General features: G+C 45.5%; 21 protein-coding genes. 2 read left to right on the top strand and 19 right to left on the bottom strand.

The genetic code is table 11. From position 1 onward, the window contains the following. Positions 1-12 precede the first annotated feature (12 nt). From ACMXYW_RS02685 to ccmA, 6 genes are read right to left on the bottom strand one after another with little or no spacing between them, the layout of a single operon-like run. On the bottom strand, positions 13-1,968 hold the full coding sequence (locus tag ACMXYW_RS02685; protein WP_415905123.1) for a heme lyase CcmF/NrfE family subunit: 1,956 nt from the start codon (positions 1,966-1,968) through the stop codon (positions 13-15). Continuing rightward, positions 1,965-2,426: a cytochrome c maturation protein CcmE gene (gene ccmE, locus ACMXYW_RS02680; protein ID WP_415905122.1), complete on the bottom strand. Its 462-nt coding sequence runs from the start codon at positions 2,424-2,426 to the stop codon at positions 1,965-1,967. The genes ACMXYW_RS02685 and ccmE overlap by 4 nt, the downstream gene beginning before the upstream one ends. Further along, positions 2,423-2,602: a heme exporter protein CcmD gene (gene ccmD, locus ACMXYW_RS02675; RefSeq protein ID WP_415905121.1), complete on the bottom strand. Its 180-nt coding sequence runs from the start codon at positions 2,600-2,602 to the stop codon at positions 2,423-2,425. Before ccmD ends, ccmE begins: the two co-directional genes overlap by 4 nt. Positions 2,603-2,606: 4 nt before the next feature. Further along, positions 2,607-3,350, bottom strand: a complete 744-nt coding sequence (locus tag ACMXYW_RS02670; RefSeq protein WP_415905120.1) for a heme ABC transporter permease — start codon at positions 3,348-3,350, stop codon at positions 2,607-2,609. A gap of 33 nt (positions 3,351-3,383) precedes the next feature. Continuing rightward, positions 3,384-4,103: a heme exporter protein CcmB gene (gene ccmB, locus ACMXYW_RS02665; protein WP_415883445.1), complete on the bottom strand. Its 720-nt coding sequence runs from the start codon at positions 4,101-4,103 to the stop codon at positions 3,384-3,386. Beyond that, the gene (ccmA, locus tag ACMXYW_RS02660) at positions 4,103-4,738 is read right to left on the bottom strand and encodes a cytochrome c biogenesis heme-transporting ATPase CcmA (RefSeq protein ID WP_415905119.1); all 636 of its coding nucleotides are present in this window, start codon (positions 4,736-4,738) and stop codon (positions 4,103-4,105) included. Before ccmA ends, ccmB begins: the two co-directional genes overlap by 1 nt. 265 nt (positions 4,739-5,003) lie before the next feature. On the opposite strand from ccmA, the gene ACMXYW_RS02655 reads away from it, so the two are divergent. Together ACMXYW_RS02655 and ACMXYW_RS02650 are read left to right on the top strand one after the other, a co-directional pair. After that, a complete protein-coding gene (locus ACMXYW_RS02655; RefSeq protein WP_415905118.1) occupies positions 5,004-6,932 on the top strand; it encodes a flagellar hook-length control protein FliK in 1,929 nt (642 codons plus the stop codon). Further along, the gene (locus tag ACMXYW_RS02650; protein ID WP_415893386.1) at positions 6,929-7,246 is read left to right on the top strand and encodes an EscU/YscU/HrcU family type III secretion system export apparatus switch protein; all 318 of its coding nucleotides are present in this window, start codon (positions 6,929-6,931) and stop codon (positions 7,244-7,246) included. The genes ACMXYW_RS02655 and ACMXYW_RS02650 overlap by 4 nt, the downstream gene beginning before the upstream one ends. Here ACMXYW_RS02650 and ACMXYW_RS02645 read toward each other — a convergent pair. The 13 genes from ACMXYW_RS02645 to flhA all read right to left on the bottom strand — a co-directional run bounded on the left by ACMXYW_RS02645 (position 7,243) and on the right by flhA (position 20,933). Further along, positions 7,243-7,647, bottom strand: coding sequence for a DUF2802 domain-containing protein (locus ACMXYW_RS02645; RefSeq protein WP_415905117.1), 405 nt, complete (start codon positions 7,645-7,647; stop codon positions 7,243-7,245). The two genes, ACMXYW_RS02650 and ACMXYW_RS02645, sit on opposite strands and share 4 nt — an antisense overlap. Before the next feature lie 23 nt (positions 7,648-7,670). Further along, on the bottom strand, positions 7,671-8,663 hold the full coding sequence (locus tag ACMXYW_RS02640; protein ID WP_415905116.1) for a chemotaxis protein CheW: 993 nt from the start codon (positions 8,661-8,663) through the stop codon (positions 7,671-7,673). Continuing rightward, positions 8,660-9,445, bottom strand: coding sequence for a ParA family protein (locus ACMXYW_RS02635; RefSeq protein WP_415900086.1), 786 nt, complete (start codon positions 9,443-9,445; stop codon positions 8,660-8,662). Before ACMXYW_RS02635 ends, ACMXYW_RS02640 begins: the two co-directional genes overlap by 4 nt. Further along, positions 9,446-10,381 (bottom strand): flagellar motor protein MotD, encoded by a 936-nt coding sequence (motD, locus tag ACMXYW_RS02630; RefSeq protein ID WP_415905115.1) that lies wholly within the window; start codon positions 10,379-10,381, stop codon positions 9,446-9,448. Positions 10,382-10,383: 2 nt separating this feature from the next. After that, entirely contained in the window at positions 10,384-11,124 is a 741-nt protein-coding gene (locus ACMXYW_RS02625) for a flagellar motor protein (protein WP_415905114.1), read from the bottom strand. A 5-nt stretch (positions 11,125-11,129) separates the two neighbouring features. After that, positions 11,130-12,383 (bottom strand): protein-glutamate methylesterase/protein-glutamine glutaminase, encoded by a 1,254-nt coding sequence (locus tag ACMXYW_RS02620; protein ID WP_415905113.1) that lies wholly within the window; start codon positions 12,381-12,383, stop codon positions 11,130-11,132. A gap of 25 nt (positions 12,384-12,408) precedes the next feature. Next, positions 12,409-14,487, bottom strand: coding sequence for a chemotaxis protein CheA (locus ACMXYW_RS02615; protein WP_415905112.1), 2,079 nt, complete (start codon positions 14,485-14,487; stop codon positions 12,409-12,411). 12 nt (positions 14,488-14,499) lie between these two features. Beyond that, positions 14,500-15,297, bottom strand: a complete 798-nt coding sequence (locus ACMXYW_RS02610; protein ID WP_415905111.1) for a protein phosphatase CheZ — start codon at positions 15,295-15,297, stop codon at positions 14,500-14,502. Between the two features lie 18 nt (positions 15,298-15,315). Then, the gene (gene cheY / locus ACMXYW_RS02605) at positions 15,316-15,699 is read right to left on the bottom strand and encodes a chemotaxis response regulator CheY (protein WP_040661672.1); all 384 of its coding nucleotides are present in this window, start codon (positions 15,697-15,699) and stop codon (positions 15,316-15,318) included. A gap of 80 nt (positions 15,700-15,779) precedes the next feature. Beyond that, a complete protein-coding gene (locus ACMXYW_RS02600) occupies positions 15,780-16,490 on the bottom strand; it encodes an RNA polymerase sigma factor FliA (RefSeq protein ID WP_415905110.1) in 711 nt (236 codons plus the stop codon). 12 nt (positions 16,491-16,502) lie between these two features. Further along, the gene (locus ACMXYW_RS02595) at positions 16,503-17,330 is read right to left on the bottom strand and encodes a MinD/ParA family protein (RefSeq protein ID WP_415905109.1); all 828 of its coding nucleotides are present in this window, start codon (positions 17,328-17,330) and stop codon (positions 16,503-16,505) included. A 15-nt stretch (positions 17,331-17,345) separates the two neighbouring features. Continuing rightward, positions 17,346-18,782 (bottom strand): flagellar biosynthesis protein FlhF, encoded by a 1,437-nt coding sequence (gene flhF, locus ACMXYW_RS02590; protein ID WP_415900078.1) that lies wholly within the window; start codon positions 18,780-18,782, stop codon positions 17,346-17,348. Between the two features lie 42 nt (positions 18,783-18,824). Next, a complete protein-coding gene (gene flhA / locus ACMXYW_RS02585) occupies positions 18,825-20,933 on the bottom strand; it encodes a flagellar biosynthesis protein FlhA (protein ID WP_415905108.1) in 2,109 nt (702 codons plus the stop codon). Positions 20,934-21,004: the final 71 nt, after the last annotated feature.

Below are 21,004 nucleotides of genomic sequence, written 5' to 3'. Positions count from 1 at the left end.
TACCCTTAATACTTAAGCGTTTGCTACAGCACGCTTATTTTGTTTTCTATAACGCTTGTCCATCGCAGCCAACAAACCACCAACGGTCATTAGCAAGCCACCCAACCATAACCAACGAACAAACGGTTTATGCTGAACACGAACCGCCCATGCACCGCCTTCAAGCGGTTCACCCAACGCAACATATAGATCTCGTGTTAGACCTGGGTCAATTGCGGCTTCAGTCATAACTGTACCGCTGGCGTTGTACATACGTTTTTCTGGGAAAAGCTCACCATAAGCCTCACCGTCTTTCAGTACACGTAAACGCGCTTTATCTGAAACATAGTTAGGTCCTACAACATCTCGAGTGCCGTCAAAAATAAACTCGTACTGTTTAAAGCTAAGTTTGTCCCCTGGCACCATTCTAAGATCGCGCTCTTCGTTATAGATAGAAACGAGGGTCATACCAACAATCGTTACCGCAACACCAATATGGGCTAATACCATCGCGTAATAGCTACGAGACAAGGTAGTTAGTGCCTTCAAAGGTGCCTTACGGTGTGAAACTTTGTTCCAAATATCTTTAATCGATACGAACGTAATCCAGAATACAAGCGCCATGCCTAGGAATACGTACCAATCAAAGCCATCGCCATACAGCATAGGGAACACAGCAGCACAGACAATGCTCAATACAAATGGAATGACTAATTGAGCGGTAAGATATGAACTCTTAGTACTCCTCCAACGAGAAAGAATACCAAAGCCCATAAAGCCAACCATTACAGCCATTAGAGGTATAAAGAGTGCGTTAAAGTACGGAGGACCTACCGAAATTTTACCCATACCTAAGGCATCAATAAGCAGCGGATACAATGTTCCTAATAGAACCATCATCGCTACTACCACTAATAGCACATTGTTACCTAGCAAGAAGGTCTCGCGCGAAACCAATTCAAAACTTGATTCACTTTTTACATGCGCTGCTTTCAATGCATAGATCAACAAAGATCCACCAATCGTGATCGCCAATAGCGCAAGTAGGAAGTAGCCTCGCTCCGGGTCTGTCGCAAAAGCATGTACTGAAGTAAGAACGCCAGAACGAACCAAAAATGCGCCTAGTAGACTCAAAGAGAAGGTAAAGATCGCCAGCAATACGGTCCAGCTTTTAAACACACCACGTTTTTCAGTGACGGCTAAACTGTGAACCAGTGCAGTACCTACCAGCCATGGCATGAATGAGGCGTTTTCTACTGGATCCCAGAACCACCAGCCACCCCAGCCTAATTCGTAATATGCCCACCAGCTTCCTAATGCGATACCTAGAGTTAGGAATGCCCACGCAACAATTGTCCAAGGACGAGACCAACGCGCCCAAGCCGCATCTAAACGGCCGCTTAGCAAAGCAGCAATAGCAAAGGCAAACGCAACAGAGAAACCAACATAACCCATGTACAGCATTGGCGGATGCAGAATCAGACCGATATCTTGCAGCAATGGGTTAAGGTCGCCACCCTCTTGTGGGAAGCGAGGCAAATGACGTTCAAACGGACTCGATGTCATCAGTGTAAACAGGATAAAACCCACACTGATAATACCCATGACACCTAATACGCGCGCGACAATATCTTGCGGTAAGTTGTCACTTTTAATCGCTACAGCCCAAGTCCAACCACCTAGGATCACAACCCAAAGCAGCAATGAACCTTCATGCCCGCCCCAGATAGCACTGATTTTGTAATAGATAGGTAGCGCTGTATTTGAATTTGTTGCGACATAAGCAACAGAGAAATCATCTACAACAAAGGCGTAGCCAAGGCATAAAAGGCTGACCATCAAGAAGGCAAACATGCCTGTCGCTAATGGACGCGCAAAGCCCATCCATAAAGCATTCTTACTATAAGTACCTGCTAACGGAACAACCGCTAATAACGCAGCCAAACATAAAGATAAAATTAGTGCGTACTGACCTAACTCAGGGATCATTTGTTAAACACCTCACCCTCTGGTTTAGGCATATGACCACTCTTTTCTAGTGCTTCAGCAACTTCTGGTGGCATATAGTTTTCGTCATGCTTAGCTAACACTTCAGTCGCCTCAAGTTCATTAGAACCATTTAATTTACCTTGGGAAACAATACCCTGACCTTCACGGAATAGGTCAGGCAAGATACCTTCATAATGAACCGTCATTACGCTTTCGTAATCTGTAAGTTGGAATGTTACTTTCAGACTTTGAGGATCACGCTTAACACTGCCCTCTACAACCATGCCACCCGCTCTAATTCGCGTATCCTTAGGCGCTTCGCCCTTAGCAATCTCAGTTGGAGAGTAAAAAAGGTTTATATTTTGGCTAAGAGCAAACATAGTTAGGCCAACAGCCGCTCCGACACCAAAAACAATAAATAAAACGATAATTAAACGTTGTTTGCGTTTAGGGTTCATGAAGATTTTTTCTCCCTGCGCAGGCGACGTACAAGATCAGAGATAACCTTCTTCTTTTGCAGTGCCGGATTCACAATATTAATAACAATAACGAATAGAGCGATGGCATAACTCAACCAGACATATAAACCATGTCCGCCCATCGCGACAAAATCTGAAAAACTATCAAAACTCACTGAATTAGCCTCTCTGTTTTTCTATCAATTCCCGCACCCAACTGGAGCGACGTTCTCGATATAAAATTTCATTTCGAGTACGCATCATCAAAGAGACCGCGAAGAAACAATAAAACCCTATGACCATGACGAGGAGTGGCACCCACATTTCCGCGGGCATCGCCGGTTTCTCAGTCAAGGTAAATGTTGCTGGCTGATGTAGAGTATTCCACCAGTCAACTGAATATTTGATGATCGGGATATTCACTAAACCAACCAAAGATAAAACTGCAGAAGCTTGAGCCGCCGTCGCTTCACTCTCGATTGCTGAGTTCAAAGCAATAACGCCCAAGTAAAGGAATAGAAGGATTAGCATAGACGTTAAGCGCGCATCCCAAACCCACCAAGAACCCCAAGTAGGTTTACCCCAAATTGCACCTGTAGCTAGAGCTAAGATCGCAATGGAAGCACCAATAGGCGCACAAGACTTAGCGACCATATCGGCCACTTTCATTTTCCAGATAAGCCCGATTGCACCTGCGATTGCCATCATCATGTAGCAGGATTGAGCCAAGATCGCGGAAGGAACATGAATATAGATAATTCTAAAGCTGTTACCCTGCTGGTAATCCTCTGGAGCAAAACCTAGCGCCCAAACAACACCTGCAATAAGTGCAATAGCTGCTGCGATTGCAAATCCGGGCAGCAACTTACCCATAATTTCATAAGACCAGCGTGGCGATGCCAATTGATAAAACCAACGGGGCATCCACTTCTTCTTTTCGCTCATAACAACCTAAACTTATCCGCTCACGGAAATTCGTAATGCAGCACCAATTGCAAGAGGCGCCATCACAACACCCAAAGCTAAAATAGCGCCTAACAACGCAAAATACCCAGCAAGCGGCAATCCTGTCACTGCCGCCTGAACTGCGCTGGTACCAAAAATAAGCACAGGGATATACAGTGGTAGCACCAGTAGAGATATCAGCACGCCACCTTTTCTTAATCCCACCGTCAATGCCGCACCGATGGCACCGATCAAACTTAATGTTGGTGTCCCTAACAACAGACTCAACATCAAGCCACTCATTCCTTCTGCTGGTAAAAACAGCATAACCCCGAGTAAGGGTGCTAATAGCGTTAATGGCAGACCGCTCATCATCCAGTGAGCAATCACTTTAGCCAACACAACCACAAACAGAGGCTGTGGACTTAACAGCGTCTGCTCTAATGTTCCATCTTCGAAATCCGATCGAAATAGGCTATCCATAGACAATAAGGTAGCGAGCAATGCTGCTACCCAAACAACACCGGGAGCCACCTCAGCCAAGAACGTTGGTTCAGGGCTCACACCCAGTGGGAATAATGTCGCGACCATTAAAAAGAAAATGAGCGGATTAAACAAATCGCTTTTTTTGCGATAAGCCAACATTAAATCCCGCTTTAATACGGCATAGAATAAACTTGATACAGACGTATCGCCCTGACCTAACTCATCTTTTGTCACTGTCTGGTCCATTAAGTTCCCGCCAATTCATCAAGATTTAATCGACGAACCTGCTCGCCCACACCTAGCTCATGGTGAGTGGTCAAAATCACACAACCACCTTGCTTCGCATGATCAAGAATAAGCTGTTCTTTTTCAGCAACACCTTTTTTATCAATGGCAGTGAAAGGCTCATCTAGAATCCACAACTTAGCGCTACTTAAATACAAACGCGCAAGACTCACTCGACGATTCTGACCTGCAGAAAGCGTATGGCAGGGAGAATCTTCAAAACCAGTTAATCCCACTTTATCCAACGCCATAGGGATATCAGCGACACTTATCCCCGGATGCATAGCAGCATACCATTGGAGATTTTCTTCAGGCGTAAGCACAGCCTTCACTCCAGGGTGATGACCAAAATATAGGAGTTCTCGACGAAATTCTTCGCGGACCTCTGAGATAGGCTCACCTTCCCAGTAGATATCGCCTTCATAATGATTAGATAGACCACTGAGGATTCTAAGTAACGTAGTTTTACCGCTACCGTTCTGGCCTTCAATCTGGATAACTTCGCCTTGTGATACAGAAAAATTTAGATCTTCGAACAAAATACGTTCGTCACGCTCACAAAACAGGTTTTCAACTTGTATTAACGCTGTATCCAAATCAATCCCCAAACCCAATCGAGTCTTCCAACCTATTTCTTAAACTTGGAATCACTTAAGAAATGTAATTTACGGCAATACACTATACTTTTTACAATATCTGCCGATTATTAACCGAGGGATTATATACGAATATCTGATTGCACGGCACTGTTGTATTGCTTTCTAAAAGTTGGATTCTTATCCTCATTTAGCAGCATATATTTCTCATAGAATAACGCCCGCACGCTTCTTACTCACTCCCTAGGACTAGAGGTTACTAAACTTGCTACCACAACTACCTGCTATTCCACTGCAAACGACCAGCAGTAGTAGCGATTCTGCTCAGAATGTAAATCGACTGTTCCCAGTCGGGCAGAACGTCAGTGCGACCGTTGTAGCGGTAAGCAGGGATCAGATCCAACCGGAAGTTTTTAAGCTCAAACTGGAAGTTAACAATCGTTTAATCCAGATGGGGGTCTTTCAAGCCCTACCTGTAGGGCAGAAAATTAATGTAAATCGTCAAAGTGATGGCCAAATTCAGATCACGCCGCAGCCTGCTCAGACGGCCAATACAGCCAATACCCAGGCAAGCAATACGCAAAATCAACCACAACAAGCCCAACAAAGCGCTAACAATACGGCCGCTAGACCTGATCCTGGCATACAGTTAAAACTTGCCCAATCAGGTGATATTCTAAAACTTCCTGCTGATACTCGTGTTACCGCTGCAGTCATCAGCAGTCGCCCTGTCTATCCACCTTCTACACCGAGTACTCAGCCAGTACAAACTAATGCAGCGAGCACCACGACAACGCCGCAACAAATATCAGTAACACCCCAACAAACAACATCTACTTCGCAACAAGCCATAACAACTTCTGGTCAGCCAAATAATATGAGCCCGGCAGCCCAACAAGCACCCGCGCCAACCGCTCAAGCAAGCACCTCTGCAGCAGGCGGATCAACCCCAGTACAACCGGCAATTGCATCCACACCAACAAGTGTTCAGAGCAATACTGCCCAAGCAACAAATACTGCGGGGGCTCAGCCGAACATTACAACGCCAATCAACAACAGCGCGCCGCAAAACCAACCCGCTCCCACAACTCAAGGGGCAACTACAGTAACTACCTCACAAACCACTGGACCTTCGATACAACCGCAACAGCAAAACATTGCAGATAAAACTAACCCAGCTGCACAACAGGTCCAACAAAACCCTGCACCTGTTAGAACAGGCCCACCAATACATCACCTTGTAAGCTTGGCGCTTCCAGACGGTTCAAAAGTAGAGGTTCAATCGCCTCGACCTATTCCGCAGGGCGCTCAATTGCAATTGGTCTCGAACGGCAATCAAAACGTCCAGGTTCTGCGTATTCAGGAACCACCTCTGACGTTAAATTCCGCTTTAGACAAACCAGCTATACAGGAAATACTGCGAAATACTTTGCCTGTACAGCAACCTACAGCTACGGCTTTTAATCAGTTGGCACAAGCCACTTCGACTGAGGCGAGCCAAACCTCTCAGATAGGCAGTGTAGTTCGTAGCATGCTGAACCTGTTCGGCGTCCGCCCGGGGAGTAGCGAAGCGCCCTCTCAGATACGTCAAAACGTTGAATTAGGTGGGCTAAGTACTGAGCGCCAATTAAGCCAAGGACGAAGTGCAAGCCCTTTAGATATGAAAGCCCAGTTGCAGCAACTGCAACAGCTCAGCGACAAACTTCCTGCTGAACAACGAGAACGTTTTGATCAAATCATTAAAGGCCTACAATCTAGAGTTACCAGCCAACAGATAAACTCTCTTCATCAGTGGCGCGAGCTGCCAGATGGCGGATTTGAGCGCGTATTACAACTAGATCTACCGATTAAACAAGGTGAAAGCTGGGAGAATTTAGAACTTAGACTTAGCCGAGAAGGCGGGACTAACGCTGCAGGCGAAATGATTTCAGTTTGGCGGGTTCGACTGCACTTTGATCTTGAGGAGCAAGGCGGCGTCGATGCTGAAATCAGGTTAACAGATGGACATGAAATCAGTACGCTATTTTGGTGTGAACAAAAAGATACCGCAGAAAAATTGAGAGAGCGCTCCGAAGAGTTTGCTGAAAAATTAAGAATGTGTGGTTTTAATAATTCAGAAATCACTTGGCATGAGGGTCAAGCCCCTCGTCAGGATCAGGTGGTTCATAAACAGCTAGTCGATCTGCATACATGAAATTTTCCAAACCTGATTTAGATGCTCCGCGACAAAAAGCGATCGCCCTGAAATACGATCAAGAGATGGGCAAGGCCCCGCTCATCGTTGCTAAAGGTATGGGGGAAATTGCTGAACAGATCATTGCGCTCGCAGAAGAAAATAATATCCACATCCACGAAAGCCCTGAACTTGTGGAAGTGTTAATCAGACTTGAACTGGGTGACGAGATTCCTGAATCACTCTACAGAGCGATTGCGGAAGTAATTGCCTTTGCTTACAGCCTAAAACATGATCCGGCTGAGATCATTAAGGCAGCAGAGCAGAAGAACTAACGATCTGAACCTAATGCCTCATGAGGCGCCTGCAACTCTTTATGTAACAGCGCCATCAATTCCGCTTCAGGTCGACCTAACCCACAATTTTTGACCAGATCATCAACATCTGCCCCCATCTCCATTAAACGGGTCGCTTGATTGTAAGCCAAAGCAGATGGGTCTCGGTTTTCTAATTCCAGTTGTTTATCTGCGGTGAGATTCAGCTTCTGCTCCACCTCGATAAGACGGCGCCCCATGCCGATGGAACCATTAGTCATTGCTTGAATTTCATTGCGTAAGACATTGATAAGCGCCTGATGCTGACGCTCATTTTTCTGTAAGCGCTTAAACAACACATAGCTTGTGCAACCCGTACCTAACACAATAACAAATAGAATAATTTCAAACAATGACGGCATTATCTCTCCAAAGCCTCTATCCGTTAGAAGGCCTTATCAAACTGATTCATCAATTCAGGAATATCTAAAATGGCACAACGCTCTTCCATATAAGTACCCCATAGCCACTTACGTGGATTATCACTACCAGCCCAAGATACTTTATCCACAGGGATTCGAACCGATTTTACCAACTCATCACAAGCAAGCGCCCAATGACGACCACGAAGAATAATTAATTCATCGTATTTAGCCATTTCCGGCTGGTAACGCTCGGGAATCAACCACAATGCAGTATCAATAACATTGGTATCTGCACTGCTTCCACCGAAACGACCTAGACACCAGTCATGCGCTGCATCCAATGTGAGAGATACGGAACTTAAATGCACCGCTCCTTCAATGTAATCGAACGGAATCGCCAAATTTAAGCCATGCATTTTTATTAATACACAGTTGATCTCTCGACTTGTTGCCCCTGAACCTGCAGCGGATAATTGCGACTGGTCTGGAGCTGTCGCCGGTACTGGCTCTGGCTCTGGCTCTGGCTCTGGCTCTGGCTCTGGCTCTGGCTCTGGCTCTGGCTCTGGCTCTGGCTCTGGCTCTGGCTCTGGCTCTGGCTCTGGCTCTGGCTCTGGCTCTGGCTCTGGCTCTGGCTCTGGCTCTGGCTCTGGCTCTGGCTCTGGCTCTGGCTCTGGCTCTGGCTCTGGCTCTGGCTCTGGCTCTGGCTCTGGCTCTGGCTCTGGCTCTGGCTCTGGCTCTGGCTCTGGCTCTGGCTCTGGCTCTGGCTCTTCAGTATTTTGATCTGTCGATTCAGCAAGCAAAGCATTTTCTTCGCTTTCGACACCTAAACCTTGATGCTCTAGACTTTCTTCTGCAGCGATCTGCTCTTCAATGGCCGCAATTTCAGCTTCCGTATCAATTGCACCCGCATCGGGATCTGATAGCAGCGATTCTAGATAATCGAAAACTAGCTTTTGAACGCCATGAACTTCTACATCATCCTGCTCAAGAGGCTTTTTATCTGACTGACTCATAGGGCCTCCTGCTTTTGACGTTCTAATAAAGTACGCAATAAACGCGCATAAGAATGAACCCCTCGACTACTGGAGTCCATAACCGAAGGCACAAGCCCTTGAATACTCGCATTTCTAAATTTGGTATCTACCGGAATAACCGCGTTAGAGATCTCATTTGGATAATTATGATGGAGTTCTCTTAAGCTACTTACTGAAGCTTGAGTTCTGCGATCGTAGAACGTCGGAATAATCGTAAAGCTCAGTTTTTTACTACGAGCACGATTAATCATATTGATCGTTCTCACCATGCGTTCTAGACCTTTCAAGGCTAAGAACTCGGTTTGAACAGGAACTAGCAAGTGCTCACATGCAGCAAGAGCATTAACCATTAACACCCCTAAAACAGGCGGACTATCAATCAACACATAATCATACTGATCACGAACGTGTGCTAAGGCTTTGGCAACCTGCAGACCCATACCTTCTGCACCTACTGCTTTACGTTCTAATGTCGCCATGGCTGTAGAAGCAGGTATCAGCTCTATACGCTCATGACTGCTTTTTAAAAGCAGGCGCGTTACGTCATCTTTCTTAACTTGGCTACTGCCAGTGAATAGATCATAGACACTGTCTTCCAATTCATCGGGGTCATAACCAAAATAACTGGTCAAAGATCCATGCGGATCCAAATCAATCAACAAGACACGATAGCCAACCTCCGCCAATAACCCAGCGATTGTCACTACTGTTGTTGTTTTGCCGACACCACCCTTCTGGTTGGCAACTGACCATACATGCATTTAATTTTCTTCCTGTTCCGGTGGCTTAGGTTCAGCTCTTCTGAACAAAACATCACCATCTCCGGTTTCTACCTGTTCAATTACGGGTACCGTTTCTTCTTCCGGCGTTGATAACACCGTTGATACAGCATCAGCACTGACCTGCTGACTACCAAATGAAGATACGGTTCTACGGACCTTTTCATCTCGAGAAACGACAATCAACACTCGGCGATTTAATTTCTGGCCTTCAGCGGTGCGGTTGCTGTAAGCAGGTTGAAACTCACCATAGCCCACAGCAGCCATTCGCTCTGGCTCTACTCCAAATTGAGCTAACAATCTTACTACTGCTGCAGCCCTAGCAGCTGATAGTTCCCAATTTGACGGATAAGCATCGGTCGATATTCTTTGGTTATCGGTAAACCCTTCCACATGAATGGGGTTAGGTCGTCCCTTAAGCATAATTGCTATCTTCTCCAGCAATTGGTCCGCAAGAATATTAGGTAGCGCACCACCTGAATCAAATAGATAATTTGATCTCAACTCGATAGAAAGCCAAAGATCATTACCTGTAATTCGAAGTTGCCCGTCATCAATCAACTTAGCAAAAGCTACAGCCATCTCCTGTTGCAGCGCTTTTAAAGCGTCTGTTTCTTCCTGATCTGGCGGAGAAATTGTAACTTCCGGCACATCTACATCGGTTTTACCACCTATAAAGATAGCAAATCCACTCTCACTTTTTCCTTCGCCTGGAGCCGGATTACTATCAATCGCTTGGTCTACACCAACAAAAACACCCGCAAGCGCTTCGGTTAAATGCTTATATTTTTCTTCATTAACCGACGAAATCGCATACATCACTACAAAGAACGCAAACAGCAAAGTAATAAAATCCGCATAAGAGATAACCCAACGGTCATTGCGAACACTATCATCTACTATCTGTCGACGGGGCATAATTATCTCAAATAACCTTGAAGGCGTTGTTGAATCGCCTTAGGATTTTGCCCCTCTGCAATAAACATCAACCCCTCTAACACCATCTCTTGGGCCTGATATCTCATAGAAATCAGACTCTTAATTTTGTTTGCCACAGGAATCAGGAATAAGTTAGCGATACCAATACCATAGATGGTAGCGACAAATGCAGTAGCGATACCACTCCCTAAGCTTTCTGGATCAGAAAGGTTACTCATTACATGAATCAAACCTAAGACCGCACCAATAATCCCCAAGGTTGGTGCATATCCACCCATGCTCTCTATTACTTTAGCACCTTGGAGGTCCCGTTGTTCCATCGTAATAAGATCAACCTCTAGGGTACTTCTAATAACATCAGGCCCTTTGCCATCAGCTAATAAAAGTAGACCGGTCTTAACAAAATCATCTTTATGCTTATCTGCTTCTGCCTCTAGAGACAAAAGGCCTTTACGACGTGCAATAACACACCATTGTACAATCTCATCAATCTTGCCTTTCAGGTCTTGCTGATTATTGCCGAAAGCCCAACCAATCAATTTGATTGCGCGAGCAAAATCCTGTTTTGGCGACTGAATAATCGCGGCAGCTAGAGTGCCACAAATAACGATTGCAGCAGCAGGTAAGTTTAGGAGTTCTTGAGCATGTCCGCCTTCGAGATAGTTACCACCCAGAACGGCTGCAAAAGCTAGTAACACACCTATTACAGCAGTGAAATCCATCTAAACTACCTTCTATTACTCAAAATGGGCCCAAACTCGGTTAAGTCTAAGATCTCATTGGCCAATCCAGCATTAACTACTGCCTGGGGCATGCCATAAATGGTACAACTTGCTTCATTCTGCGCCCAAATTGTCGCCCCTTGTTGGCGTAACATTTTGGCCCCGTCCCGACCGTCAGCCCCCATACCAGTCAGAATAATACCGAGCACTTTGTTGCCATAACTTTTAGCTGCAGATGCATAGGTAACATCGACACTTGGCTTATAAGTTAATCGCTCATCTCCCGGCATAATTCGGATTTTGTCCAAACTACGCGGATCAATAATCATTTGATGCCCACCGGGTGCTAATAGCGCTCGTCCGGGTATCAAACGGTCGCCATCTTCTGCTTCTTTAACCGAAATTTTACATTGTTGATCAAGACGCGTAGCGAATACCGACGTAAACGTCTTAGGCATATGCTGAACTAACAAAATCGGATGAGGGAAATTCGCTGGCAACTGAGTCAATATCTGCTGCAGCGCAGCCGGTCCACCAGTTGAAGAACCAATAACTACAATCTTACAGCCAGAAGGGACAGAAATTTTTGATGCAGGCTTATGCCCTGTAGGTTTCAGGGTTTCTGGTTGAGCCGATTTTGATTTTAACTGTGAAACGGCTGGTCGTTCCCGCAGGGACAAACTAGAAGAGGTACGCGATCTGTCTGTTGGTCTGGCAGGCCTAGGGGTAGAAGATGCAGTTCTCGTAGAAGGCACAGGTCTAGACGGTTTGCTTTCCGCCTCCGGCCTAAACACCATCGACTTACTTTTACTATCGCCCGATCCAAATGGGGATATAAAGCTACTACGTAGCTTTGAATGACGTGAACGACCTAATTCAACAACCTTATCTCTAAGTTGTTTTTCCAAAGATGCAGAATGCTCCATCCAAGCACGCATATCTTTGGATAAATAATCTAGCGCACCTGCTTCAAGCGCTTGCAATGTGACCTGAGCTCCCTCATGAGTTAGTGAAGAGAGCATCAGTATATTGGTCGGGCATTCCCGCATGATCACTCTGACTGCTTCGATACCATTCATTTGCGGCATCTCCACATCCATCGTGATCAAGTCAGGTTTCAGTTTCTTGGCCTGCTCAACGCCTTCCTTACCGTTTTGAGCAGAGCCAACCACTTCTATTCGACTATCTCCTGAGAGCAAGTCAGTGATACGGTGTCTAAAGAAACCAGAATCATCTACCACCAGTACCTTAACAGACATCTTTATTTGCTCTCATTCAGGTACATCAAGAAGCGTGATATTTAAGCAAGTTAGGGATATCAATAATCAATGCGATACGACCATCACCTGTAATTGTTGCACCAGACAAACCTGGCGTGCCATGTAGGATCGTACCTAGAGGCTTAATTACAACCTCTTCTTGACCTACAAGCTGATCAACTACAAATCCAACTCGCTGGGTACCCACAGTAACAATAACCACATGGCCTTGCTCCGGAAGATCAGCACCTTGCTGACCATCGATCAACCAACGTTTAAGATGGAATAGCGGTAATGCTTGGTCTCGAACAATAATCACTTGCTGACCATCAACGATATTGGTCTTAGTCAAATCAAGGTTGAAGATTTCGTTAACATTTACCAATGGCAATGCAAACGCTTGATCTTCCAAGATAACCATCAGCGTTGGCATGATTGCCAATGTTAGAGGTACCTGAATCGCAATACGCGAACCTTGACCGATTACAGAATCAATATTCAACGTACCGTTTAGCTGGGTAATTTTTGTCTTAACAACATCCATACCCACGCCACGACCAGAAACATCAGAAATTTCTTTCTTAGTTGAGAAGCCCGCAGCAAAGATCAAGTTGAAACATTCTTGTTCAGTAAGACGACGAGCCGCTTCAGCATCCATCATGCCTCGCTCAATAGCCAGATTACGCAGTTTTTCTGCGTCCATACCAGCACCGTCATCTTGAATAACCAATAGGATGTGGTCACCTTCCTGCTCAGCAGAAAGTAATACATGACCTTCTCTTGGCTTACCCGCAGCTTCACGCACATCAGGTGATTCAATACCGTGGTCCACGGCATTACGAACCAAGTGAATCAATGGATCCGCAAGTGCTTCAACCAAGTTTTTATCTAAATCAGTATCTTCACCACGAAGCTCTAGGCGAATCTCTTTTTTCAAGTTACGTGATAGGTCACGAATCAAACGCGGGAAGCGACCAAAAACCTTCTTAACAGGCTGCATTCGCGTTTTCATAACTGACATTTGTAAGTCAGCCGTAACCATATCTAGCGTACCTAACGCCTTCGCCATTTCTTCGTCTTCACGGGTTACACCAAGACGAACCAAACGGTTTCGAACCAATACCAGCTCACCCACCATGTTCATGATCTTGTCTAGCAAGCGAGTGTCTACACGAACATTACTTTCAGGCTGAGGCTTAGCTTGCTGGTGCGCAGCTTTAACTGCTGCCGCAGCAGCACTTTCACGTTTTTCAGGCTCTGGAGCAGCTGGCGCCGGAGCAGGTACAGCAGCCGGGGCTGGAGCAGCTGGTGCCGGAGCTGGCTCTGGTGCCGGAGCTGACGCTACAGCCGCTGGTGCCGGTTTTTCTGCAAACGCACCTTTGCCTTGAGATTGCAGCTCATCCAGCAATGCTTCAAATTCATCTTCTGTGATCAGATCACCACCCGCAGGTGATGCTTCGGCAGCAGGTGCTTTTGAACCGCCCTCTGAACCAGGCCCCTTACCTTGACCATGAAGTTCATCGAGTAATGATTCGAATTCATCTTCAGTGATAAGGCCGTCATCCGCCGCATTCTCTTCGGTAGGAGCCGGACCTCCTAGATCATCTAACAGCATATCAAATTCATCTGAACTCTGATCTGCATTATTTGCTACAGGCTCAGGAGCGGGCTCTGGCACCACCGGAGCAGGCGCAGCCTCAGCAGGTGCTGGAGCACCGCCACTTGCAAAAGCAATTAGCGCCTGAATAAGTTGTGGATCAGCATTCTCTGGCTCTTGACCGCCTCTTACGGCATCAAACATCACGTTTACAGTATCAAGTGCCTGCAGTACTACATCCATCAGTTCTGGCGAAACTTTGATTTCGCCATTTCTCAACATATCAAAGAGATTTTCTGCGTTATGGCAACAATCAACCATAGGTTCAAGTTGCAAGAAACCTGCACCACCTTTTACGGTATGAAAGCCACGAAATATTGCGTTGAGCAGATCACTGTCATCTGGACGCTGTTCCAGATCAACTAACTGTTCAGATAATTGCTCAAGGATTTCACCTGCTTCGACAAGAAAATCCTCAAGAATCTCCTGATCCACATCCAAACTCATACGGCGCTCCTCTTAAAAACCCAGACTGGAAAGCAGGTCATCAACTTCATCTTGGTTACTGACTACATCAGCACTATCTTTGTTGACCTGCGGCCCTTCAGCCTGAATAGGATTCTTTTTATTATCCTGTTTGTCATCTTCTGGTGCGGTTTGCACCTCGATGCCCGACAATTTTTCTACCTGAGCGGCCATTTCCATCAAACCAACGAGGTGTGTTTCTACATTTGTCACCAAGTTAATAACACGACGGATCAGCTGCCCTGTAATGTCCTGATAGCTCTGAGACACTACAATATCAGTCAACTCTGACCGCAAAGTTTCAATTGTCTTTTCAGATTCTTCTTTTACTGCACATGTTCGGTCATAGACACCGTTCAAATTGTCGTGTTCTTTTTCCAGCTGACCAACTAGCGACAATAGGTCCTTAAACCGTTCACTCTGTGAATCTAAACGATCAACCAAACCCAGCGCCTTATCGACACGGTCCATGGTTTCATGTGCATTTTTTTCGGTAACTTCAATTACATAATTGAGACGATCAGCTGCATCCGCATCTTTAGGTGCTGCATCATCATCCAATTCCAAGCTAGTACCTAGCTCGGATGAAAAGGCTTTAATCGCTTCATGCAGACCACGAGTCAGATGACCCACTTCACTAAAGAAGGTCTTATGTCTGAATTCATGGAGTTCTTGGATCAGATCCATGGCTTCAGAGAGATCCCCTTCATTCAGGACGGAAACCAATTCCTGAGCCTTCAACTGCAATTCCATTTCGAAGCGCCCTACACCTTTATCTGTTCCTGCAATCATTACAACGGACCCTATTTCTTATCCTAGGCGTTCAAAGATCTTATCAATCTTTTCTTTCAGCACTGCTGCAGTAAATGGCTTAACTACATAGCCGTTTACCCCTGCTTGCGCCGCCGCAATGATCTGCTCTTTCTTAGCTTCTGCTGTAACCATAAGCACAGGCATGTGAGCTAAGTTGGGATCAGAACGAACTTCTTTTAAAAGATCGATACCGGTCATTCCTGGCATATTCCAATCTGTGACCAGAAAATCAATTCCCCCTTGCTTAAGGATCGGTAGTGCAGTCTGACCATCATCCGCTTCCTGAACATTTGTCATGCCCAGATCGCGCAATAGGTTTTTAATAATTCGTCTCATTGTGGAGAAATCATCCACTACAAGAATTTTCATGTCTTTATTCAAGACGGCCTCCTGTTAGAACTACGCAACTTGTTGAGTCTACACTTAATTACCGCAATTACGTTGAGTCTGGTCAACCCTTTTTATTGCCAATCACTTAGTCGCGAACGCAACCTTAACGCTGCTTGACTGTGGATCTGACTAACTCGAGACTCACTTACACCTATAACTTGACCAATTTCTTTTAAATTGAGCTCTTCATCATAATAGAGCGCTAACACCAACTTTTCCCGTTCTGGTAAGTTATTTATAGCTGCACTTAGCGCTTTTAAAAATGCTTCTCGCTCAAAATTTTGATTTGGACCGGGATCATCGTTAGCAAAAGACTCCCCTGGACCTTCATGCTGAGGATTGATCATCTCCTCGAAACTAAAGAGTCTGCTATCCAAACTATCCTTAAGCAAATTATGGTAATCAGCAACACTAATCCCCATTTCTTTAGCCACTTCTGAATCTGTTGCATCGCGCCCTGTTCGAGCTTCTATCTGCTGAATAGCTTCTGTTACGCGACGACTATTTCGATGTACCGAACGCGGCGTCCAATCACCACGGCGTACTTCATCAATGATGGAGCCACGAATGCGGATCCCTGCATAAGTTTCAAAGCTCGCTCCTTTTGAAGCATCGTATTTACTTGCGGCTTCAAGTAAACCGATCATGCCTGCTTGTATAAGATCATCCAGCATCACAGTCGCAGGCAAGCGAGCAAGTAAGTGATGTGCAATACGTTTAACTAGCGGCGCATACTGCTCAATTAGCTCTTCACTCGTTTGTAATTGCAGCTGGTTGTACATACCGCCTCTTTGCTAGTCCGAAGGGCGAACTCCTTGAACGAGCCGCTCAACAAAAAACTCTAAATGACCTCGGGGCACAGTTTGAACCGGCCACCCATTTACTTTATTCGCTAATTGACGATATGCCAAGGAGACTTTGCTCTTTGGAAACGCTTTTAAAACAGCCACTTGACGTTGAACCGCCTTACGAACATTTTCATCATAAGGTATTGATCCTACATATTGAAGAGTCACATCAAGAAACCTATCAGTAACTGTTAATAACTTCCCAAACATATTACGTCCTTCCTGCTCACTTCGAACCATATTGGCCAGAACGCGGAAGCGGGTCATCTTATAGTCCCGATTTAACAGTTTAATTAAAGCATAAGCATCGGTAATTGAGGTGGGTTCATCACAAACTACCACTAAAACTTCTTGTGCGGCTTTAACAAAGCTCACGACCGAATCAGAAATGCCTGCTGCCGTATCAATGATCAGAACATCAGTATCATCAGCCACTTCATTAAAAGCATGTATTAATTCTGCATGCTCATGCGGTGACAATGCTGTCATCTCTTGTGTACCAGATGAAGCCGGTACAATTTTTAGATGCTCGCCTACGTCCAGCATAATATCCTTTAGGCCACATTCACCATTCAGAACATCAGCAATATTCTTTTTCGGACGCAAACCTAACATCACATCGACGTTTGCTAAACCTAAATCAGCATCCATCAATATAGATTTATGACCTAGATCACCTAAAGCTAACGCCAAATTCACCGAGACGTTAGTTTTACCAACGCCGCCCTTACCACCGGTTACCGCAATTACTTTAACGGGTTTATGTTGATTCATTATTAATTCCCACCATTAACCCGTTTTATAGATTGAATCGAGCGCAGACATTTTCTTTTCTGCCTCTATAGCTCGTTGAGCCGTTATGACAGCTCGACTAACCAACTCATGTTTTTTGGCAATATCAATATCATCAGGGATACGCTGTCCATCAGTAACGTAGGAAACAGGCAAACGCTTTTCAACGATCAAAGAAATAGCTTCACCTAAGCTACCCGACTCGTCCATCTTACTCAGCACACAACCATTCAAGCCTAACCCCTGATAAGCATTAAATGCCTGTTCGACAACCCTGCGCTGACTACTACATGAAACAACCAAGAGCTTCTTGAGGCGCAAACTCACGCCCTCCAGCATGGCCAACTGAGCCTCACTATGCGGCTCATTTGCATTCAATCCGGCAGTATCTATCAGCACTAATCTCTTGTTTCGCAGAGAGTGCAAAACGTCATCCAAACTATTATTTTCATCAACAACTCGAACCGGAACGTCAAGAATTCGCCCAAAGGTTCTTAACTGTTCATGTGCCGCAATTCGATAGGTATCAGTCGTTACCAACGCCATACTTGAGCTGCCGTATTTCAGTACATGACGCGCTGCAAGCTTACCAATGGTTGTAGTTTTTCCGACACCTGTTGGTCCGACAAAAGCGATCATTCCACCGCGTTCGATAAAATCTTCACCCATCACAGGGATCGCATCCGACAAGCGCGTCAGCGCATTTTTCCATGCTTTATCCGGCGCCAAACCTGATTCAACATGAGAAAGTAGATGCGTAGATAATTTCTCACTCACACCTAACAATTCAAATTTTTTCTGCAATGGAGATTTTGTAGGAGCAGACGCTTGCACATTACCTTGGGCTAAAACTTGCTGACTTAGTAGGTTTTTAAGCTGCGCAATTTCGTCCTGCATTGACTGAATAAGATGTTCGGCCCCTTCATTTGAAGGCGCAGCTGACATAGACAATTCACTTTGCAGATCTAAACCGAGCCCAGGATCATCAACAGCGGGCTGTTGCATAAAGTTCTGATGAGCCGTATTAGCTTTCTGTTTTTGCCTTTGTTTCAACGAAGCCAAAATTGTTCGCAGATCATCGTCTTGTTCTATCTGCTTATTAACCTGACCTGGAACGTCATAATTTTGACTTTCCTGCTTACCCTGAGCTTCCGCTATTTGCATTCGTGCCTTTTGTAGCTCGCCCTCTAAGTCTCGATTAGAAGCACCGCCACCTGTTAGCACGTCAATTTGGGACTGCCGTTTTTGCGTTTTCTTTTGTTTGCGAGAAAACTCTTGTTGAGCCGCCTCATAATCATTTTCATGAGCAGCCACAACTTCAACACCACCAGCGACACGATGATTAGACACAATAACTGCGTCCGGACCAATCTCATCCCTGACCCGCTGCATAGCCTGTCGCATATCTGGCGCAAAAAAGCGTTTTACTTTCATATCAATTCCTTATCGGCCACAACAAGCTGGGCTGAAGTACGTTTATGCCGCATTTTCACCTCCCACTGTCGAGACAATTGTGACCTTTTTATTTTCAGGAATTTCCTGATAGGAGAGCACATTAATTTGATGCTCGCCATACCTAACAAATTTAGCCATAAGCGGCCGCACTGGCGCCGCGACCAAAAGAACCGACGGTCTCCCCATCATTTCTTGCTGCGTTGCAGCCTCTGACAAAGAAGATTGCAACCTCTCAGCCATACCCGGCTCCAACACCAATCCATTATCCTGCCCCTGCTGAACAGAGTTCAATAAGAGCTGCTCCAATTGCGGAGCCAAAGTAATCACCGGAAGCTCCGACTCAGAACCATTAATGTTCTGAACTATCAATCGAGACAAAGAGACCCTTACAGCAGCCGTTAAAGCCAATGGATCTTGTGTCCTATTAACCGCATCCGCCAACGACTCAGCAATCGTGCGAAAATCTTTTAACGGCACCTGCTCCATCAACAAATTCTGCAGCACCTTAAGAAGAATACTGAACGACAATTTAGCCGGAACCAATTCATCCACCAGCTTTGGAGAGCTCTTCGTAAGCATATCCAATAGCTGCTGAACCTCTTCATGCCCGAGTAATTCATGAGCATGGGACTGAAGCAACTGATTCATATGCGTCGCTACTACTGTGGAGGCATCGACCACCGTATAGCCCAGTGATTGCGCATGTTCTTTTTGTGATTGTTCAATCCAAATCGCATCCAAACCAAACGCTGGATCTTTTACCTCTACACCTTGCAACTTACCAAATACTTGACCTGGGTTAATAGCCAGTTCACGGTCTGGGTATACTTCTGACTCACCTACAACCACGCCCATTAAAGTAATGCGATAAGCGCCGGGCAAGAGATCCAAATTGTCTCGAATATGCACCGACGGCACCAGAAAACCTAAGTCCTGCGACAGTTTTTTCCTCACACCTTTGATGCGGCTCAACAACTGCCCACCCTGCATTTTGTCAACCATTGGGATCAAGCGGTAACCCACCTCAAGGCCAACCATATCGACCGGCATCACATCATCCCAATCAAGCTCTCGCTTCTCAGACTCGTCCTCTTCAGACATTTCAGCCTCTTGCTGCGCCTGCTCCTCTTGCACAGCCTCTTTCTCAACTTGTTTTTTGTGAATCCACCAAGCACCACCACCTGCCAGAATAGCCAACGACAAGAAAGCAAAATGCGGCATTCCCGGGATAATACCCATAATTGTCAGAATACCTGCAGCAACCGCCAAAGCCTTTGGCGATGCAAACATCTGCGATACAACCTGACCACCCATATCATGAGAAACATTCTGACGGGTTACCATAATCGCCGCAGCAGTTGAAAGTAGTAATGACGGCACTTGCGCTACCAAACCATCACCAATGGTTAGTAGCGAATAGAAACGCATGGCAGTCTCAAAATCGAGATCATGCTGCAACATGCCAATACCTAGGCCACCCAAAAGATTGATTACAAGAATCAAAATACCCGCAACCGCATCACCACGAACAAACTTAGAAGCACCATCCATAGAACCATAAAAGTCGGCTTCTTGCGTTACATCCTCTCGCCTTGCTTTTGCTTCCTCTTGCCCAATTAGACCCGCATTCAAATCAGCATCGATCGCCATCTGCTTACCTGGCATAGCGTCCAAGGTAAAGCGAGCACTTACTTCCGAAATACGACCCGCACCTTTGGTCACAACAACAAAGTTGATAATAATTAGAATAAGGAAGACGACAAAACCAACAACGTAATTACCGCCGATAACGACCTCACCAAAAGCCTCGATCACTTTACCGGCAGCATCGCCCCCCTCATGACCATAAAGCAAAACCACACGAGTCGATGCCACATTCAGAGCAAGACGCATCAGTGTCGCAACAAGGATAATGGTTGGGAAAATTGCAAAATCTAGCGGGCGATTTGAGTAGACACAAACCAATAGAACAACAATCGAAAGGGCAATATTAAAGGTAAATAGCACATCCAATAGAAAAGGAGGTACAGGCAAAGTCACCATTGCCAAAATAACAAGCAGCAGCAAAGGCACACCGATATTACCGCGCCCTAAACTTTTAACATTTTCTAAAACAACTGCTTTATCCACTCAAACCCCAAACGTCAAAAAAACATCACAAAAACAATAAGCACTCAATTCACCTTACAAACAGATATAGG

Source organism: Neptuniibacter sp. QD48_55, assembly GCF_047778115.1.
GTDB lineage: Bacteria > Pseudomonadota > Gammaproteobacteria > Pseudomonadales > Balneatricaceae > Neptuniibacter.
The sequence above is the reverse complement of the archived record's forward strand: the minus strand, read 5'-3'. Positions and strand labels throughout refer to the sequence as shown.

Excerpts from the sequence above, each read along its gene's own strand:
- ACMXYW_RS02685 (WP_415905123.1), bottom strand. The coding sequence starts at position 1,968 with ATGATCCCTGAGTTAGGTCAGTACGCACTAATTTTATCTTTATGTTTG.
- ccmE (WP_415905122.1), bottom strand. The coding sequence starts at position 2,426 with ATGAACCCTAAACGCAAACAACGTTTAATTATCGTTTTATTTATTGTT.
- ACMXYW_RS02670 (WP_415905120.1), bottom strand. The coding sequence starts at position 3,350 with ATGCCCCGTTGGTTTTATCAATTGGCATCGCCACGCTGGTCTTATGAA.
- ccmB (WP_415883445.1), bottom strand. The coding sequence starts at position 4,103 with ATGGACCAGACAGTGACAAAAGATGAGTTAGGTCAGGGCGATACGTCT.
- ACMXYW_RS02650 (WP_415893386.1), top strand. The coding sequence starts at position 6,929 with ATGAAATTTTCCAAACCTGATTTAGATGCTCCGCGACAAAAAGCGATC.
- ACMXYW_RS02645 (WP_415905117.1), bottom strand. The coding sequence starts at position 7,647 with ATGCCGTCATTGTTTGAAATTATTCTATTTGTTATTGTGTTAGGTACG.
- ACMXYW_RS02640 (WP_415905116.1), bottom strand. The coding sequence starts at position 8,663 with ATGAGTCAGTCAGATAAAAAGCCTCTTGAGCAGGATGATGTAGAAGTT.
- ACMXYW_RS02635 (WP_415900086.1), bottom strand. The coding sequence starts at position 9,445 with ATGCATGTATGGTCAGTTGCCAACCAGAAGGGTGGTGTCGGCAAAACA.
- motD (WP_415905115.1), bottom strand. The coding sequence starts at position 10,381 with ATGCCCCGTCGACAGATAGTAGATGATAGTGTTCGCAATGACCGTTGG.
- ACMXYW_RS02625 (WP_415905114.1), bottom strand. The coding sequence starts at position 11,124 with ATGGATTTCACTGCTGTAATAGGTGTGTTACTAGCTTTTGCAGCCGTT.
- ACMXYW_RS02620 (WP_415905113.1), bottom strand. The coding sequence starts at position 12,383 with ATGTCTGTTAAGGTACTGGTGGTAGATGATTCTGGTTTCTTTAGACAC.
- ACMXYW_RS02615 (WP_415905112.1), bottom strand. The coding sequence starts at position 14,487 with ATGAGTTTGGATGTGGATCAGGAGATTCTTGAGGATTTTCTTGTCGAA.
- ACMXYW_RS02610 (WP_415905111.1), bottom strand. The coding sequence starts at position 15,297 with ATGATTGCAGGAACAGATAAAGGTGTAGGGCGCTTCGAAATGGAATTG.
- ACMXYW_RS02600 (WP_415905110.1), bottom strand. The coding sequence starts at position 16,490 with ATGTACAACCAGCTGCAATTACAAACGAGTGAAGAGCTAATTGAGCAG.
- ACMXYW_RS02595 (WP_415905109.1), bottom strand. The coding sequence starts at position 17,330 with ATGAATCAACATAAACCCGTTAAAGTAATTGCGGTAACCGGTGGTAAG.
- flhF (WP_415900078.1), bottom strand. The coding sequence starts at position 18,782 with ATGAAAGTAAAACGCTTTTTTGCGCCAGATATGCGACAGGCTATGCAG.